Genomic DNA, 14,416 nt, shown 5'->3' with positions numbered 1-14,416 from the left:
AAGTTATGGTGAAGCGCTTGTTGGAAGCCCTCGATTCCGTGCTGCTTGGCAAGCACGAAAGTGTTGAAATGCTCGTGATGGCGCTCCTAGCCGACGGTCACGTGCTTATCGAGGATGTTCCCGGTACGGGCAAGACGACGCTTGCGAAGGCGCTCGCCGTGGCCATAGGGGCGGACTTTGCCCGCATCCAGTTCACGCCCGACCTGCTGCCGGCCGACGTTACGGGGGGCGCCGTGTACAGGGCGAATACCGGAGATTTTGAAATCCGCAAGGGTCCCGTGTTCACGCAGGTGCTGTTGGCCGACGAGATTAACCGCGCATCCCCCCGCACGCAGAGTGCGCTCTTGGAAGCGATGGAAGAACGCCAGGTGAGTTTGGAGGGTGAGACCCACAGGCTGCCCGAACTCTTCTTTGTGCTTGCGACGGAAAACCCGGTGGAGTTCCACGGGGTTTTCCCGCTGCCCGAGGCGCAGATGGACCGCTTCATGGTGCGGCTCTCCATCGGGTACCCGACTCTCGAGACCGAAATGCAGATACTGCACGGGCACCGCGAAGGCACGCCGCTTTCGCGCCTGGAACCGGTTACGAACGTGCAGGAGATTCTTGTGGCTCGCGAGAATGTGCGCAAGGTGCATATCGACGAGGCGCTCGAACGCTATGCGGTACAGCTTGTGCAGGCGACCCGCAGTGATGCGGGAGTGAGGCTTGCCGCAAGCCCCCGCGCAGGCCTCAACCTGGTGAAGATGGCGCGGGCTTCGGCCTATGTCGCGGGTCGCGACTTCGTGAACCCCGACGACATCCAGAAGGTTTTCTACCCGGTCATGGAACACCGCGTGTTCCCGAAGGATGCGGGCGAGGGGGCGAGTCACCGGATTCTTGAAGCCATCGTGCGTGAAGTGAAAATCCCGAAATAGAACCGCGGGGAACTATGCGCCGATTCTTGAGCTGGTTCCTGGGTGCGATACCCCGTGCGCCCAAGCGTGCGGGACTCCTGATGCGCCTCTACTACGTGTGGGGGGAGTATTTCACGTACCCGGGCCGCGCCTGCGCCGCCCTGTTCCTCTTCTCGATTTTCGCGGGTGCATTCGCCGGCTTCTGGGCCGCCTGGGTGTTCTCGGGTTTCGTTTTCCTCTTCTTCCTCTCGCTGGTCCCGTCGCTCTTCCTCACGGCGAAAAAGACAAAGGTCTCGGGTACAATTTCCCGCATCGAGCACGCCACCGAGGGCGAAAACGCCTACGTCTCCGTGCACCTCCAGGCCGGAACCGCAATAGATTGCGTGTGGGCGTCGTGCTCCCGCATGGACCCGTCGCTCGCTGGCGAAAACTCTCCGGAAATCCGCGGGCTTGCCGCAGGCGAGACGGGCGAACTGCGGGCCTGCATCCGCACCAGGTTCTGGGGGGCCTACCGCATCCCGAAGGTTTCGCTCACCGTTCCCGAAATCAAGGGCATGCTCTGCTTTCCGTTCAGGGTGGGCGAGGCGGAACTGCTTGTTTACCCGCGCCCGAAGAAGCTTGTTGCCTTCCCGTTTTTGACGGCGGGCCAGAGCGGGCTTGCCTTCGTGCCGCTCCTGATGAGCAACTTTATGCGCGGGCTCGATTTTGCGGGCGTGCGCGAATACCGCGAGGGCGATTCCCTGCGCGACCTGTACTACAGGGCGTTCGCCCGTTACGGGCGACCGTTCACCAAGGAGTTCGAGGGCGAACGCGGCGCGGGCGTGGTGCTTGTAATCGATACGCGGGCGCGGAACCTGCGCGAAAAGTCCCTGCTGGAACCGATGATCAGGCTTGCTGCGGGAATAGGGCTGTGGCTTGTTGACCGGGGGATTCTCGGGCGTCTCTTTGTTTGCGACGATGAAATTTCGATTGCGGGCACGCACGCGGAAAGCGCGCTGCTCGAAACGCTTGCGCGCATACCCCGCGCGGAAATCTATTCGCGTGGAGATGCTCGCGATAAACATGCGCGCGAAAAAAATGCACGCGAAAAAAATGCCCGCGAGCCGGAACTCTGGTCGCCCGCCGCGCGCCCGATGGGGCCCGTGCTCCGCGTGGGGCTCTTTGCGGCTGCCGACCCGCTTGTGAGCAAGCAGGTCGTGGTTTGCGACAAGCCGGCCGAACCGCGCGACGACACCTTGTTGGTTCCCGCAGAAAACCTGGATGCGGGGGAGGTCTCCCTATGAGAAGGTTCTCCCTCCGCGAAAAGGCGAAGACAATCCTCCTTTGCGCAGCTTCGCTGAACCTGGGCTTATCTTCCGACTTGCCCTGGCTTGGCATTATCTTTGTCGCAGCTTTTATCGTTCTCCTTTTTCGCTACGATGCGTTGCGCGTTCCTGTTTACCGCAAGTCTGTCGCCTACGGGTTAATTGTTCCCTTTGCCATCTGGTGGGTGCTTAGCCCCGAGATGGAATACGGGATGTCTCCGTGGCTCGTGTTCATCCCCGCTTACTACCTGCTTTCGCTCGCGTATTTGCAGAAACGCAGTCTCGGGAATGGCGGTTACGATGTTTTCGTGCTGTTCAACGGTGTTGCCGTCTTGCTGCTCAGTTGTTTTCAGGCGTCGCGCTATGGAGTCCTGCTTAATGTCTTTGCGTTGTTGCTCCTGCTGCATGCCTATGCACGTCCTGGAGTCAAGTGGTGGAAGCACGCGCTGTTCTTGCTATTGTTCCTGGGGCTCTCGGCAATATCTTTCGGGGGGCTAAAATACTGGCAGTCGCACGGGCATAACCGTGCCGAAAGGATGGCGGACTACTACGCCAAGCGCCACCTGATGGGTTTTGACCCTGTGGTAAAGCTCGGGTCGTTCGAATCCAACTTTGCGGGCAAGTACAACCGCGAGGTCGTATTGCGCGTGTGGGATACTCTCGCTCCGAAGTATATGCGCGCAGCCGTGTACGAAAAATACGTGGGTGGCATCTGGAAACTTCCGGCACACCACGACCGCATGCTCTACGCTTCGCGCTACAAGGTGGATTACGCCGTGTTCGAAACCCGCGATTCCGTGTCGTCTGCCGATAGCACACGCCCGGTGTGGGTGCAATCCTCGCTCGACAATTTCGGGTTTATTTTCGCCCCTTACCATGCCGTTGCTGTTGCCGCGAAGAATGCGGATTCCGTGGAATATTTCAGGCCGAACATATTCAAGCAGGGCGAAACCCGGCGGGGAGACTGGTTCTACTATATGCCGACGGATTCCGCCGACCCTAATTCCACACATAGCGGTTATGGAGATGTGCCCGATAGCGCCTACCTGCAGGTCTTTGCTCCCCTCGCAGGCTTCCTTGATACGGTTGCGATGGAAATGGGGCTCGATACGCTTGCCGAGTATCCGGGTCTTTTGAAGTCGGTAGCCTATTCCGACGCTATCCGTTCCTATTTCCTGAACCATTTTGCGTATTCCTTGAAGGTCGACGAATCTAGGGCCGTCGCCGAAGGCAAAATTGCCCCGCATTCCGACCCGCTTAGAGTCTTCTGGGCGACCCGCTCGGGCTATTGCGAGTATTATGCAACGTTGTCTGTATTGCTGCTGCGTCGTGCGGGTATCCCTGCACGTTACGTGACGGGTTTTGCCCGCCCGGAAGTCGAGCCGGGACGCCCTTACGCACTGTTCCGCCGCAATTCTTCGCACGCATGGGTAGAACTGTTCGACGGTAGGTGGATTCCCTTCGACCCGACGCCGCCGCTTTTTGTAGTAAAGATGGAACGCCCCTCCTGGCTTGACATGAAGTTTGAATGGGTCCGGGCGCGGACGGCCCGCGTTTTCCACGTGTTGCGCGATGGGGAATGGAGACTTGCCCTGAATTCCTGGCAGGATGCCGTGCAGAATATTCTTTCGATGGCAGCCCTCTATGTTGTTCTTGGATGCATCGTACTTGCGGTCATTTCGTTCAGGTTCGTGCGGGTGCTCCGTCGCCGCAAGTCGAATGCGGGTTACGCGCAGTCCGTACAGCACTGGGTTAAAGGGCTCGAGGCTGCGGAAAAGTCGCTTGCAAGAATCGGGCTTGTTCGCCATCCCGGCGAGACTGTCGGGGCGTTCCTTGCCCGCTGCGAAAGCGAGATGCCTGCGGGCGAAGAGGATTCGCGCGTATCCCGAAAGATGCAGGCACGCCTGCAGTCTGCGATTCAGTTCCTCCACGAGTACGAGGAGCAGCGCTGGAACCAGCCATAAACGAAAAGTCCCGCCGCAAGCGGGACTCTCCTGGTAATATCAGTTTCCTTATTACTGCATCACGCGGACGAAGTTCTCGGTAGAGTTCGCCTTCGTGAGTGCGTCCGTCATGTCGTTCTCGTGGAACACAACCTTGTTCAAGTTGAGGTTGGTTACGCTGAGGGTCGGTGTAAGCGTGTAGGATTGTCCCGTAATCAGGCAATCGGAACGCCCGATTTTGATCTTGAGGCTTGCGCCGAGGATTTCCCAACTGCCGTAGGTCTTGGTTCCGCCACATCCGCTTGATGCCATTTCAGAAACGTTGCTCGTGGTGAACGTGAATTCAAACTTGCCGTCGTCGGTAATGACGAGCGTGCTCGGTGCTGTCCCGTAATTGTGCCATACCTGGGAGCCGTCCATGGTTTCGATGCCGTTCAGGTTCCAGGTGCCTACGAGGCAGTCCTCGTTCAGGCCTGCGGCGCAGAGTTCTTCAAGGGTCGGTTCGCTTTCGTCATCGCTACAGGCAGAAAGGAAGCAGAGGCTCGCTGCGGCGATGGCTGTCAGGAAAATTTTCTTCATAGTATTCCTCCGGGAATGTTTTTTAGGAATATATATAAATTTTGGGGCAAAATGGGACTAGTGTTGCTCTTTTATACAACGGAATTTGCTGTTTTGGCGTCAAGTGGCCCCGATTTGTATTTATTTTAACTCCTGTAGGCTTGGGTTATGGGCCTATGTTGTTTATGGAGTAAAAAAATGAATCTTAAGACTTTGGCGCTCGCAGCGTGCGCCGCTACGGCTGTATACGCTGCTCCGGACCCGAACTTCCACATCTATCTCGCGTTTGGCCAGTCCAACATGGAAGGTCAGGGCGATGTCGGGCAGCAGGATAAGACTGTCGACGAACGTTTCCAGGTTCTCTGGGCCGCCAATAACGGTTCCTGCTCGGGCAAGACCAAGGGCAAATGGTCTACTGCCGTGCCTCCGCTTGCGCACTGTCAGGGTGCAAAACTCGGCCCCACGGACTATTTTGGTCGTACCATGGTCGAAAAGACGGACCCCCAGATCAAGGTGGGGGTCATCGTGGTGGCTGTCGCCGGATGCAGCATCAAGCTATTCGACAAGGATCAATACGCAAGCTACGCCCAGAGTCAGCAGAGCTGGATGACCCAGCGCATTAACGAATATGGAGGAAACCCCTACGGACGCTTGATCGAGATGGCCAAGAAGGCCCAGGAAGAAGGCGTTATCAAGGGTATCATTTTCCACCAGGGCGAAACGGATGCCGGAGACGGCCAGTGGCCCTCCAAGGTCAAAGGCGTCTACGACAACATCGTCAAGGATCTGGGGCTCGGTAACGATATCCCGTTCCTCGCGGGTGAGGTCTTGCGCAGCGGTAGCAGTGCCGGTGCGAACCAAAACATCGCGAAGCTCCCGCAGCAGTCCAAGAACTTCTACGTAGTCTCTTCCGAAGGTTTCAACCAGGCTCTGGGCGATGGTCAGAACGTGCACTTTACCGCACAGGAATACCGCGACTTCGGCAAGCGCTATGCCGAAAAGATGATCGAGGTGCTGGGCGACAAGGTCAAGCCTGTCGGGACTGCAGCCGAATCAAGCAGTAGTGAAGCTGTCGTTGAGAGTTCCTCGAGCGAGGCTGTAGTGGAATCGTCCAGCTCTAGCCGCCATCACGGCTGGCCGTCGTACTCCTCTTCTTATATCGGTACGATCGATCCTACGGCAATCGATGTGCCGCAGGCCCAGTCGCGCTTTATCGGCAAGGCTGTCGTGAATGCGGGCAAGGTAACAATCCCGGTCGCGATGGAAAAGAGTCCGATTGTCGCTAAGGTGTTCAGCATGCAGGGCAAGGCCGTCCTCGACTTCAGTGACAGCTTTGCAGGCGGTTCGCTCGGGTTCGATACCGCAAGGCTCCCGCAGGGCAGCTACATGCTCTCCGTGCAGGTCGGTTCCGAACGCTCCGTGCAGAAGGTTCAGATAAAGTAATTAGAATACTGGAACGCGAACTCTAATCGCAAACAAGGAAAAACCGGTTAGGAGGCAACCTTGGGTTTGGCTTGGAATGGAGTGATAGGGTAGTGTTCGAGTAGGTCCCGGGGCGCAAGCCTCGGGGCTTTTTATTTGTCGATTCCGGTTACGGTCAGCACTTTGCCTGCTACCTTGAATTTCACGTTCATTCCGGCGAACGCAATCCCATAGATGCGTTCGGGGTCGTCGTGGTAGTGGGGCCGCGGGTCCTGTTCCAGAACCTGGATGAGCGCATCCCGCTTGTCTCCGGGAATGTGCCCGAGAATCTCCGGTGCGATTTCTACCTGCAGGTTGTCGTAGCGCCTGCTTTCTGCAAAGCCGCCCGCCGCATTCGGGACAGAGTCCGCGTAGGGCAGGTAGGGCTTGATGTCTACGATGGGGGTTCCGTCCATCAGGTCGGCGCCGCTCACGACAATCTCGGGACCGTCGTTTCCCTCAAGGCGGATTTCTTCGATTTTTACGCAACTCATCGCAATCGGGTTCGGCCTGAAGCTACTGCGGGTGGCGAACACCCCGAGTCGCGTATTCCCGCCGAGGCGCGGCGGGCGCACTGTCGGCTTCCAGGTTTCGCGCATGTTCTCCGAAAAAATCCAGAGGAGCCACAGGTGGCTAAATCCCTCCAGCCCGCGGAGCGCGTCCGTGTTCCTGAATTCGGGTTCGAACCGTATAACAGAATGCAGGGCGGGTGCAAGCCCGCTCTGCCTGGGTATCCCGAATTTTTCGGGAAAGTCGCTCTTGATGCGTGCGATTATCTTGAGGTTCAGGCTGTCCATGCCCGGAATGGCCTACGACTGCACCGTACCTTCGTCAAGCCCCATGACCGGCACGTACTTGACGGAACCGTCGGCGTGGATAATCACGGCGACGCCCGCGAGGAAGTTGAGCCAGCTCTTGTCTTCGTGGTGCTTCATTTCCAGGAGCCTGCTCGTTGCGAAAATCGTGAGCGGGTAGAGCATCTGGTCGTGCGAGACCACGACACTGATGCGGCTCTGTGCGGCGACCTGGGCGATGATGATCTCGTTCATGAACTGGGTGCCGCGTTCCATGAGGTCGTAGAATCCTTCGTCGTAGTTTACGGTCGGGTCAGGGTATTCGTTGTACGCCCAGCGAGAAACGACGTCGTAGCTGCTTGAAACAGTCGCGTTGTATTCCTCAATCTTTGCGTGATCCTTCTCGAACCAGCCTCCGTTCAGGTCCTTGAGGGCCATGTGCGAGAATGTTGTCTGCCCGCGACCCTGGGCTATTGCCATGCAGGTCTGCTGCGTGCGCGGGATTTCGGAATGCCAGTATTTCACGTCTTCGGTGCTTGCAATCTGCTTGCCGACAGAAATAGCCTGTTCGTAACCGAGTCCGGTAAGGACTCCGTCCACGTCGGTGCTGGCCGTGCGGTGGGCGTGGCGCAGGATGAACACTGCCTTGTCGGTGGGCTGTAGCGCGGCAAACACCTTCTTGATGCTGACGAAGCTCGTGTAGGCGGCCGCGTTCGGGTCGAACGGGGAGGTGTCGCTGTCGTCGAGGATGTTGCCCGCAAATTCACCGTTGCAGGTGACCTTTACGCCCGAACCGAAGGTTACGGGTTCGGTGACGCAGCCCATGTCCGGAAGCGCGACCGCTTCGGTCGTGAATTCTACCGTCGGCGTGGTGCTTCCGCTAGATGTCGTGCCCGGGTCGACCGGTGCGATGCTGGAGGAAGAAAGTTCAATGCCGTCGGAAGACGTGCCGGGGAGAGTTCCCTCCGGCCCTGCAGAGGACGTGGGGTCGGTACCGTCGGATGAACCCGGCTGCTCGATGCCGGAACTCGGGGGCGTGTTGTCGGGACCGCTGGAACTGTCGTCACCGCAGGCGGTGAGGGCGAGTGCAGCAAACAGGGAAATGGGGAGAACTGCTAATTTTTTCATAATTCTATATCTAATTTATTCTACCCCGATTTACAAGTAAAAATTTGGCAAAAGGTGCCCTAAAACGCCCTTTTGTGGCAATTTTCACTTCTTTTCGCCCGAATACGATGCGTCGGCGCGCTCGTTGCGGCGCTTGAGTTCCTGGTTCAGCGGCCAGTAGATGCACGCGAACAGGGCGTACCCGCACAGGAGCACTATCCAGTGGTTCAGGTGGAGGTATATTTCGAGGTAGCGCATCTCGATAAACATGATGGGGCCCGCGATGAGGAACAGCGGGAGCTGCCTGCACTGGTCGCCCAAGGAGTAGCGGCTCTCGTAGCTCACGATGGAGTTCATCATCGGAAAACTCGTGCAAAAACCGCCCATGAGGTGCTTGATGACCATGAGGCCCGAGACGACACCCGCGATGGCTGGGGCCTTGATGTACACGGGGAGCGGGGTCTTGTAGCGTACGCCGGACTTGTACTTCTGCTTTTGAAAGAAGATTACTCCTACGATGAAATCAAATGCGCATACCCCGAGGAACATGGCCTCGGTATCGGGGACGATAGGCATGAGGAAGGTGCCGAGGGCGACAAAGAAGGCGAGTCCGAGCGCGATGGAGGGAATAATCGGGATTTTGACCTTGTAGTGGAGGATTCGCACGATATGCACGTAGAGAAAGCACATAAACCCCGAAATGGCGTTTGCGGCCCCCATCGGGAGCCCGACGGCTATGTAGGCGAACCCGCAGGGGATGGGGATGGTGGCGGCTACGGCCTTGAGTTGCGGGTCCTTGGTGTAGGCGCTGAAAACGCCCAATGCGGTCACCATGAACACGAGCAGCCAGTCGTAGAACGCGAAATGGAGGTTGAGGCTTTCCAACATGGAGGGAAAATTTAAAAAAAATAGTCCTTTTCGGCTCTTTTGGGTATAGATTTCTTTATAAGGTCGTCGGATGCCGGCCAGGTCTAGTAAAAAAGAGGTCTCTATGCTTACTATTCCATGCTATTGGTATTTGGTTCCGGTTGCAGCGTTGATTGCGCTCGCCATGGCGTTATTCTTCTACCGCTTCATGAAGCGGCAACCCGACGGCACCCGCAAGATGAAGGCGATTGCGCATTTCGTGCGCGTGGGTGCATTCGCCTACCTGCGGCGGCAATACAAGACGGTCTCCATCGTATTTGCCGTGCTTTTCGTGGTATTCGTGGTGCTTGCCGTCATGGGCATCCAGAACCCGTTCGTGCCGGTGGCCTTCCTTACGGGCGGCTTCTTCAGCGGGCTTTGTGGCTTTTTGGGCATGAAGACCGCGACATACGCGAGTTCCCGTACGGCGAATGGCGCCATCAGCAGCCTGAACCGCGGGCTTGTCATCGCCTTCCGGAGCGGTGCTGTGATGGGGCTCGTGGTGGTGGGTTTCGGCCTGCTCGATATTTCGGCCTGGTTCTTTGCGCTCAACTACATCTACGACAACAACGTGTGGAATTTCGGCGCCGATGTGGCCACAAAGCTCTCGCTCGGGGCCTGGAGCGCCGATATGGTGAATAACGCAGAATGGGCGCATGCGAAGATGGTGGAAATCACCACAACCATGCTCACCTTCGGGATGGGCGCTTCCCTGCAGGCGCTGTTCGCCCGCGTGGGTGGAGGCATTTACACGAAGGCGGCCGATGTCGGCGCCGACCTTGTGGGCAAGGTCGAGGCGGGCATCCCCGAGGATGACCCGCGCAACCCGGCGACCATTGCGGATAACGTCGGTGACAACGTGGGGGATGTCGCCGGGATGGGCGCCGACCTCTACGAATCTTACTGCGGGTCCATACTCTCGACGGCTGCCCTCGGGGCGGCCCTCCCGATGGGCGGTATGAAGCTCGTAATCGCCCCGATGGTGGTGGCGGCAATCGGGATTGTCCTTTCCCTCGTGGGGATTTTTGCGGTGCGCACGAAGGAAACCGCCGACACGAAGTCGCTGTTGCGTTCGCTCCTTACGGGTACGCTCGGCTCCTCGGTGCTTATCCTCGTGGCGCTCCTCGTGCTCGTGAAACTCGACTTCATCTCGATGGGCATATTCGGCTCCGTGCTTTCGGGCCTTGCCGCGGGAATCCTGATCGGGCAGTTTACCGAGTACTACACCTCCGATGCGTACAAGCCCACGCGTGGCATTGCGGGCCAGGCGAAGCTCGGGGCTGCGACCACGATTATCGACGGCATATCTGTGGGCATGTTCTCCACGGGGCTCCCGGTGGTAACGATTGTGGTGGGTATCATCTTCTCGTTTGGCTGCTCCGGTGGTTTTGACAACATGGCGATGGGCCTCTACGGCGTGGGCTTTGCCGCGGTGGGTATGCTCAGCACGCTCGGCATTACGCTTGCGACCGATGCCTTCGGGCCGATTGCCGACAACGCGGGCGGCAACGCCGAGATGGCGGGCCTCGACCCCGAAGTGCGCGCCCGTACCGACGAACTCGATATGCTCGGGAACACTACCGCCGCGACGGGCAAGGGATTCGCGATTGGTTCTGCCGCCCTTACCGCAATGGCTTTGCTCGCCTCGTATGTGGAAGAAGTGAAGATTTGGCTCGGGCACCTCGCGACCTCTGCGGAGGGCGTGTGGAAGGTAGGTTCCGTCGCGTTTGCGAACGGCGCGAGCGACCTTGCGAATGCGCTTTCGGGTGTCGCTGGCGTCAAGTTCCTGGATGGCGGCACGCGTGCGATTGCCGAGAACGGCGACCTGCTCGGTATGGTCGCGAGCAAGGTAAATTACGCGGACTTCATGCAGATATACAACCTGAACCTGATGAACCCCATGCTGCTCGGCGGACTGTTTATCGGCGCGATGATGACGTTCGTGTTCTGTGCGCTCACCATCAAGGCGGTGGGGCGTGCTGCAAGTGCTATGGTGGAGGAGGTACGCCGCCAGTTCCGCGAGATTCCGGGAATCATGGAGGGCACCGCCGAGCCGAACTACGCGCGCTGCGTGGATATCTCGACGACGGGTGCCCAGCACGAGATGATCGTGCCGTCTATTCTTGCGGTGATCGTGCCCGTGCTGGTGGGCCTATTCATGGGTGTAGCGGGCGTGTTCGGGCTGTTGGCCGGCGGGCTTGCGAGCGGGTTTGCGCTTGCCACCATGCTTAACAACTCGGGTGGCGCCTGGGATAACGCGAAGAAGTTTGTCGAGAAGGGCAACTACGGCGGCAAGGGCTCCGATACGCACAAGGCTGCCGTGGTGGGCGATACCGTGGGCGACCCGTTCAAGGATACCGCGGGTCCCTCGCTCAACATCCTCATCAAGCTCATGACCATGGTGAGCGTCGTGTTTGCCGGCGTCATCGTCCGCTTTGGAGATATGTTTTTCTGATTGCTCTTGACTCTAAATTCCTCTTTATTATATTTTTGAAATATAATAGGAGGAAATATGACAAATTTATGGTGTCATCCTGGACTGTTGTCATCCTCGCGAAGGCGAGGATCCATACATTTTGCATTTGCACTTTTCTTGGCGTTTTTCTTTGTCGCCTGTAGCGACGATGACAGCGATTTCGCGACGAAGCCTTCGGGAGATTCGTCTTCTTCAGTCAAGTCCAGCAGCTCGGCGAAATCGTCGGGTTCTGAAGATAAAAAGAATCAGTGTAATGTCGAAACAGACAAGAACTGCATTAAGGATGACCGTGACGGCCAGACCTACAGGATAGTGAAAATTGGTGACCAGGTATGGATGGCGGAGAACCTCAACTATGCGTACACTGACGTTCCCTATGACTTTGGCTTCAACCGCTCTGATTCAACTAGCTGGTGCTACGATAATGCTGCAAAGAATTGCTCCGATTACGGTCGCTTATATACTTGGGCGGCTGCCATGGACAGCGTAGGCACCTGGAGTTCGAGCGGCAAGGGTTGTGGTTATGGCTCGACATGCTCGCCGACTGACCCTGTGCGTGGTATATGCCCCGAGGGATGGCACTTGCCGAGCAAAGCGGAATGGGAAACATTGGCCGCTGCAGTCGGGGGTATATCGACCGCCTGCACAAAACTCAAGTCTACGTCCGGGTGGTATGAGAGTGGCAACGGAACGGATGAATTCGGCTTCACGGCTATTCCTGCAGGAAGTCGTTCCCACGAATTTGGAAAATTTCAAGCAAAGGGTAAGGAGTTGCACTTCTGGACTTCTATAGAATATGCTGAAAAAAATGCGTACTCGATTTACTTGGGCTATGCTTATGAGTATGTGCATCCGTATTTTCACTATAAAGATATCGGGTTCTCCGTCCGTTGCGTGAAGGACTAATTCTATATTTGCCCGCGATGAAAATCCTGTTCACGGACCTTGACGGTACGCTCCTGACCGACGACAAGCGCATCTCGGAAACCGATATGCGCTCTATCCGCGCGATGATCGATGCGGGCCACAAGTTCGTGATGACTACGGGCCGGCCGCTCACGAGCGTGAAGCAATTGGCGGAGCAGTACGGGTTCCTGGAACCTGGATTTTTCCTCGTGAGTTTCAACGGCGGGCTCATTTACGATTGCGGCGAAAAGAAACCGATTCTCACGCGGTACATTCCCGTCGACGAGGTCAAGGCCATCATGGATGCCGCTCACGCCCGCGGGATGCACGCACACACCTACTCGGGCGACCTTGTTGTTTCGGAATACGAGACGGAACAGCTCAAGACGTATTGCCGCCTGATGAAGATGGATTACGTTGTCGTAAAGGATATCCGCGATTATTACGGCGAGTTTGTGAACGTCGTGGTGAAACCGCCCATCAAGGTGAACATCATTACGCCCTTCGAACATTCTGGCCTCGTGGATTTCCGCACCGAGATGCGCAAGACCACCGAGGGCAAGCTCTTCGACGTGTTCAGCAAGCCCGAGATGCTCGAGTTTTCGCACATGCTAAGCAACAAGGGAGCCGCGGTACGCTTTATGGCCGACTTCTACAAGGTGCCGGTTGCCGATACGATTGCGGTGGGCGACGAAGAAAACGATTGCCCGATGATAGAGGCGGCAGGTACCGGTGTCGCGATGGCGAACGCCTCGCAGGTGGCTAAAGACGTTGCCGACTACGTGACGGTTAACGACAACAACCATTCGGGAATCACCGAGGTTATCGAGAAGTTCGTGCTTGGCTAGGGATAGATTTTCTATATTCTCCCTAGAGGTTTTACTATGAAATTCTTTGTGACAGGTGTGGGTGGCCAGCTGGGCCACGACGTGATGAATGAACTTGCGAAGCGTGGCCATACGGGCGTGGGCTCTGACATGGCTCCGGCCTATAGCGGAGTTGCCGACGGTTCTGCCGTGACGACGATGCCTTACGTGCAGCTCGACATTACGGATGCTGCGGCTGTCGAGAAGGCAATTTCGGAAGTGAACCCGGATGCGGTGATTCACTGTGCCGCATGGACGGCTGTGGACATGGCCGAGGACGATGCGAACGTGGCGAAGGTCCGTGCGGTGAACGCTGGCGGTACGCAGAACATCGCGAATGTCTGCAAGAAACTCGGCTGCAAGATGACCTACATCAGCACGGACTACGTGTTTGATGGCCAGGGAACGGAACCTTGGAAGCCCGACTGCAAGGATTACAAGCCCCTGAACGTTTACGGCCAGACAAAGCTCGAGGGCGAACTTGCCGTGAGCGGAACCTTGGAGAAGTACTTTATTGTGCGTATCGCCTGGGTGTTCGGTCTCAATGGCAAGAACTTCATCAAGACGATGCTCAACGTGGGTAAGACCCACGATACCGTGCGCGTGGTGAACGACCAAATTGGCACGCCTACCTACACGCTCGACCTTTCGCGCCTGCTTATCGACATGAACGAGACCGAAAAGTACGGCTATTACCATGCCACGAACGAGGGCGGGTTCATCAGCTGGTACGACTTTACCTGCGAAATCTACAGGCAGGCTGGGCTTGCGACGAAGGTTGTTCCGGTGACTACAGCCGAATACGGCCTCAGCAAGGCGGCGCGCCCGTTCAACAGCCGCTTGGACAAGAGTAAACTCGTGGAAGCCGGATTCAAACCGCTCCCCACGTGGCAAGATGCCCTCGCTCGTTACCTGAAGGAAATTGAAGCGTAGGTTTGTTGTGTCATTCTGAGCGAAACGCCGCAGGCGTGAAGTCGAAGAATCTAGTGAGGAATTGTAAAATGGATAAGGAAACTTACCGCGAAGTGATGCCGGGAGAACTCCCGTGCGAAGTGCCGGGATGCGACGGCGTGATGGTTGTCGACCCCGACAACAGCTACAAGCTTACCTGCGACAAGTGCGGACACATTAAGGAATGACACTAATGTGTCATCCTGAGCGGAGTGCGTAGCACGTAGTCGAAGGATCTGGATCCTTGATAA

13 protein-coding genes are annotated in these 14,416 nt (G+C 57.2%); 9 read left to right on the top strand and 4 right to left on the bottom strand.

Going from position 1 to position 14,416, the window contains the following annotated elements; all coding sequences use genetic code 11:
• Positions 1 to 5: 5 nt before the first annotated feature.
• The 3 genes from BUA44_RS09795 to BUA44_RS09785 are packed head-to-tail and all read left to right on the top strand — an operon-like array spanning position 6 to position 4,161.
• Positions 6 to 914 (top strand): AAA family ATPase, encoded by a 909-nt coding sequence (locus BUA44_RS09795; protein ID WP_072811452.1) that lies wholly within the window; start codon positions 6 to 8, stop codon positions 912 to 914.
• 14 nt (positions 915 to 928) lie between these two features.
• Complete coding sequence (locus BUA44_RS09790) at positions 929 to 2,176, top strand: DUF58 domain-containing protein (protein WP_083579566.1); 1,248 nt, start codon at positions 929 to 931, stop codon at positions 2,174 to 2,176.
• Positions 2,173 to 4,161: a transglutaminase-like domain-containing protein gene (locus BUA44_RS09785; protein ID WP_072811448.1), complete on the top strand. Its 1,989-nt coding sequence runs from the start codon at positions 2,173 to 2,175 to the stop codon at positions 4,159 to 4,161. The genes BUA44_RS09790 and BUA44_RS09785 overlap by 4 nt, the downstream gene beginning before the upstream one ends.
• A 51-nt stretch (positions 4,162 to 4,212) precedes the next feature.
• Here BUA44_RS09785 and BUA44_RS09780 read toward each other — a convergent pair whose 3' ends face one another.
• Positions 4,213 to 4,719 carry a lipocalin-like domain-containing protein gene (locus BUA44_RS09780; RefSeq protein ID WP_072811446.1) on the bottom strand — a complete coding sequence of 169 codons (507 nt, stop codon included), beginning with the start codon at positions 4,717 to 4,719 and terminating at the stop codon, positions 4,213 to 4,215.
• Between the two features lie 177 nt (positions 4,720 to 4,896).
• Between BUA44_RS09780 and BUA44_RS09775 the strand changes: the two genes are divergently transcribed.
• Complete coding sequence (locus tag BUA44_RS09775; protein WP_072811443.1) at positions 4,897 to 6,141, top strand: sialate O-acetylesterase; 1,245 nt, start codon at positions 4,897 to 4,899, stop codon at positions 6,139 to 6,141.
• 131 nt (positions 6,142 to 6,272) lie between these two features.
• On the opposite strand, the gene tsaA is transcribed toward BUA44_RS09775, so the two are convergent.
• From tsaA to BUA44_RS09760, 3 genes are all read right to left on the bottom strand, one after another.
• Positions 6,273 to 6,956, bottom strand: a complete 684-nt coding sequence (tsaA, locus tag BUA44_RS09770; RefSeq protein WP_072811440.1) for a tRNA (N6-threonylcarbamoyladenosine(37)-N6)-methyltransferase TrmO — start codon at positions 6,954 to 6,956, stop codon at positions 6,273 to 6,275.
• Positions 6,957 to 6,968: 12 nt separating this feature from the next.
• The gene (locus tag BUA44_RS09765; protein ID WP_072811438.1) at positions 6,969 to 8,081 is read right to left on the bottom strand and encodes a histidine phosphatase family protein; all 1,113 of its coding nucleotides are present in this window, start codon (positions 8,079 to 8,081) and stop codon (positions 6,969 to 6,971) included.
• An 84-nt stretch (positions 8,082 to 8,165) separates the two neighbouring features.
• Positions 8,166 to 8,948: a hypothetical protein gene (locus tag BUA44_RS09760; RefSeq protein WP_072811436.1), complete on the bottom strand. Its 783-nt coding sequence runs from the start codon at positions 8,946 to 8,948 to the stop codon at positions 8,166 to 8,168.
• 103 nt (positions 8,949 to 9,051) lie between these two features.
• On the opposite strand from BUA44_RS09760, the gene BUA44_RS09755 reads away from it, so the two are divergent.
• The 5 genes from BUA44_RS09755 (at position 9,052) to BUA44_RS15700 (ending at position 14,353) form a co-directional block, all read left to right on the top strand.
• Complete coding sequence (locus BUA44_RS09755) at positions 9,052 to 11,421, top strand: sodium-translocating pyrophosphatase (RefSeq protein WP_072811434.1); 2,370 nt, start codon at positions 9,052 to 9,054, stop codon at positions 11,419 to 11,421.
• A 138-nt stretch (positions 11,422 to 11,559) separates the two neighbouring features.
• A complete protein-coding gene (locus tag BUA44_RS09750) occupies positions 11,560 to 12,348 on the top strand; it encodes a fibrobacter succinogenes major paralogous domain-containing protein (RefSeq protein ID WP_072811430.1) in 789 nt (262 codons plus the stop codon).
• Positions 12,349 to 12,365: 17 nt separating this feature from the next.
• The gene (locus tag BUA44_RS09745; RefSeq protein ID WP_072811427.1) at positions 12,366 to 13,196 is read left to right on the top strand and encodes a Cof-type HAD-IIB family hydrolase; all 831 of its coding nucleotides are present in this window, start codon (positions 12,366 to 12,368) and stop codon (positions 13,194 to 13,196) included.
• A gap of 36 nt (positions 13,197 to 13,232) precedes the next feature.
• Positions 13,233 to 14,147 carry a dTDP-4-dehydrorhamnose reductase gene (rfbD, locus tag BUA44_RS09740; protein ID WP_072811424.1) on the top strand — a complete coding sequence of 305 codons (915 nt, stop codon included), beginning with the start codon at positions 13,233 to 13,235 and terminating at the stop codon, positions 14,145 to 14,147.
• A gap of 68 nt (positions 14,148 to 14,215) precedes the next feature.
• Positions 14,216 to 14,353, top strand: coding sequence for a hypothetical protein (locus BUA44_RS15700; protein WP_178348782.1), 138 nt, complete (start codon positions 14,216 to 14,218; stop codon positions 14,351 to 14,353).
• Positions 14,354 to 14,416: the final 63 nt, after the last annotated feature.

The sequence above is a fragment of the Fibrobacter sp. UWR3 genome, from assembly GCF_900143055.1.
In the GTDB taxonomy this organism is placed as follows: domain Bacteria; phylum Fibrobacterota; class Fibrobacteria; order Fibrobacterales; family Fibrobacteraceae; genus Fibrobacter.
The sequence above is the reverse complement of the archived record's forward strand: the minus strand, read 5'-3'. Positions and strand labels throughout refer to the sequence as shown.

Excerpts from the sequence above, each read along its gene's own strand:
- BUA44_RS09795 (WP_072811452.1), top strand. The coding sequence starts at position 6 with ATGGTGAAGCGCTTGTTGGAAGCCCTCGATTCCGTGCTGCTTGGCAAG.
- BUA44_RS09790 (WP_083579566.1), top strand. The coding sequence starts at position 929 with ATGCGCCGATTCTTGAGCTGGTTCCTGGGTGCGATACCCCGTGCGCCC.
- BUA44_RS09785 (WP_072811448.1), top strand. The coding sequence starts at position 2,173 with ATGAGAAGGTTCTCCCTCCGCGAAAAGGCGAAGACAATCCTCCTTTGC.
- BUA44_RS09780 (WP_072811446.1), bottom strand. The coding sequence starts at position 4,719 with ATGAAGAAAATTTTCCTGACAGCCATCGCCGCAGCGAGCCTCTGCTTC.
- BUA44_RS09775 (WP_072811443.1), top strand. The coding sequence starts at position 4,897 with ATGAATCTTAAGACTTTGGCGCTCGCAGCGTGCGCCGCTACGGCTGTA.
- tsaA (WP_072811440.1), bottom strand. The coding sequence starts at position 6,956 with ATGGACAGCCTGAACCTCAAGATAATCGCACGCATCAAGAGCGACTTT.
- BUA44_RS09765 (WP_072811438.1), bottom strand. The coding sequence starts at position 8,081 with ATGAAAAAATTAGCAGTTCTCCCCATTTCCCTGTTTGCTGCACTCGCC.
- BUA44_RS09760 (WP_072811436.1), bottom strand. The coding sequence starts at position 8,948 with ATGTTGGAAAGCCTCAACCTCCATTTCGCGTTCTACGACTGGCTGCTC.
- BUA44_RS09755 (WP_072811434.1), top strand. The coding sequence starts at position 9,052 with ATGCTTACTATTCCATGCTATTGGTATTTGGTTCCGGTTGCAGCGTTG.
- BUA44_RS09745 (WP_072811427.1), top strand. The coding sequence starts at position 12,366 with ATGAAAATCCTGTTCACGGACCTTGACGGTACGCTCCTGACCGACGAC.
- rfbD (WP_072811424.1), top strand. The coding sequence starts at position 13,233 with ATGAAATTCTTTGTGACAGGTGTGGGTGGCCAGCTGGGCCACGACGTG.
- BUA44_RS15700 (WP_178348782.1), top strand. The coding sequence starts at position 14,216 with ATGGATAAGGAAACTTACCGCGAAGTGATGCCGGGAGAACTCCCGTGC.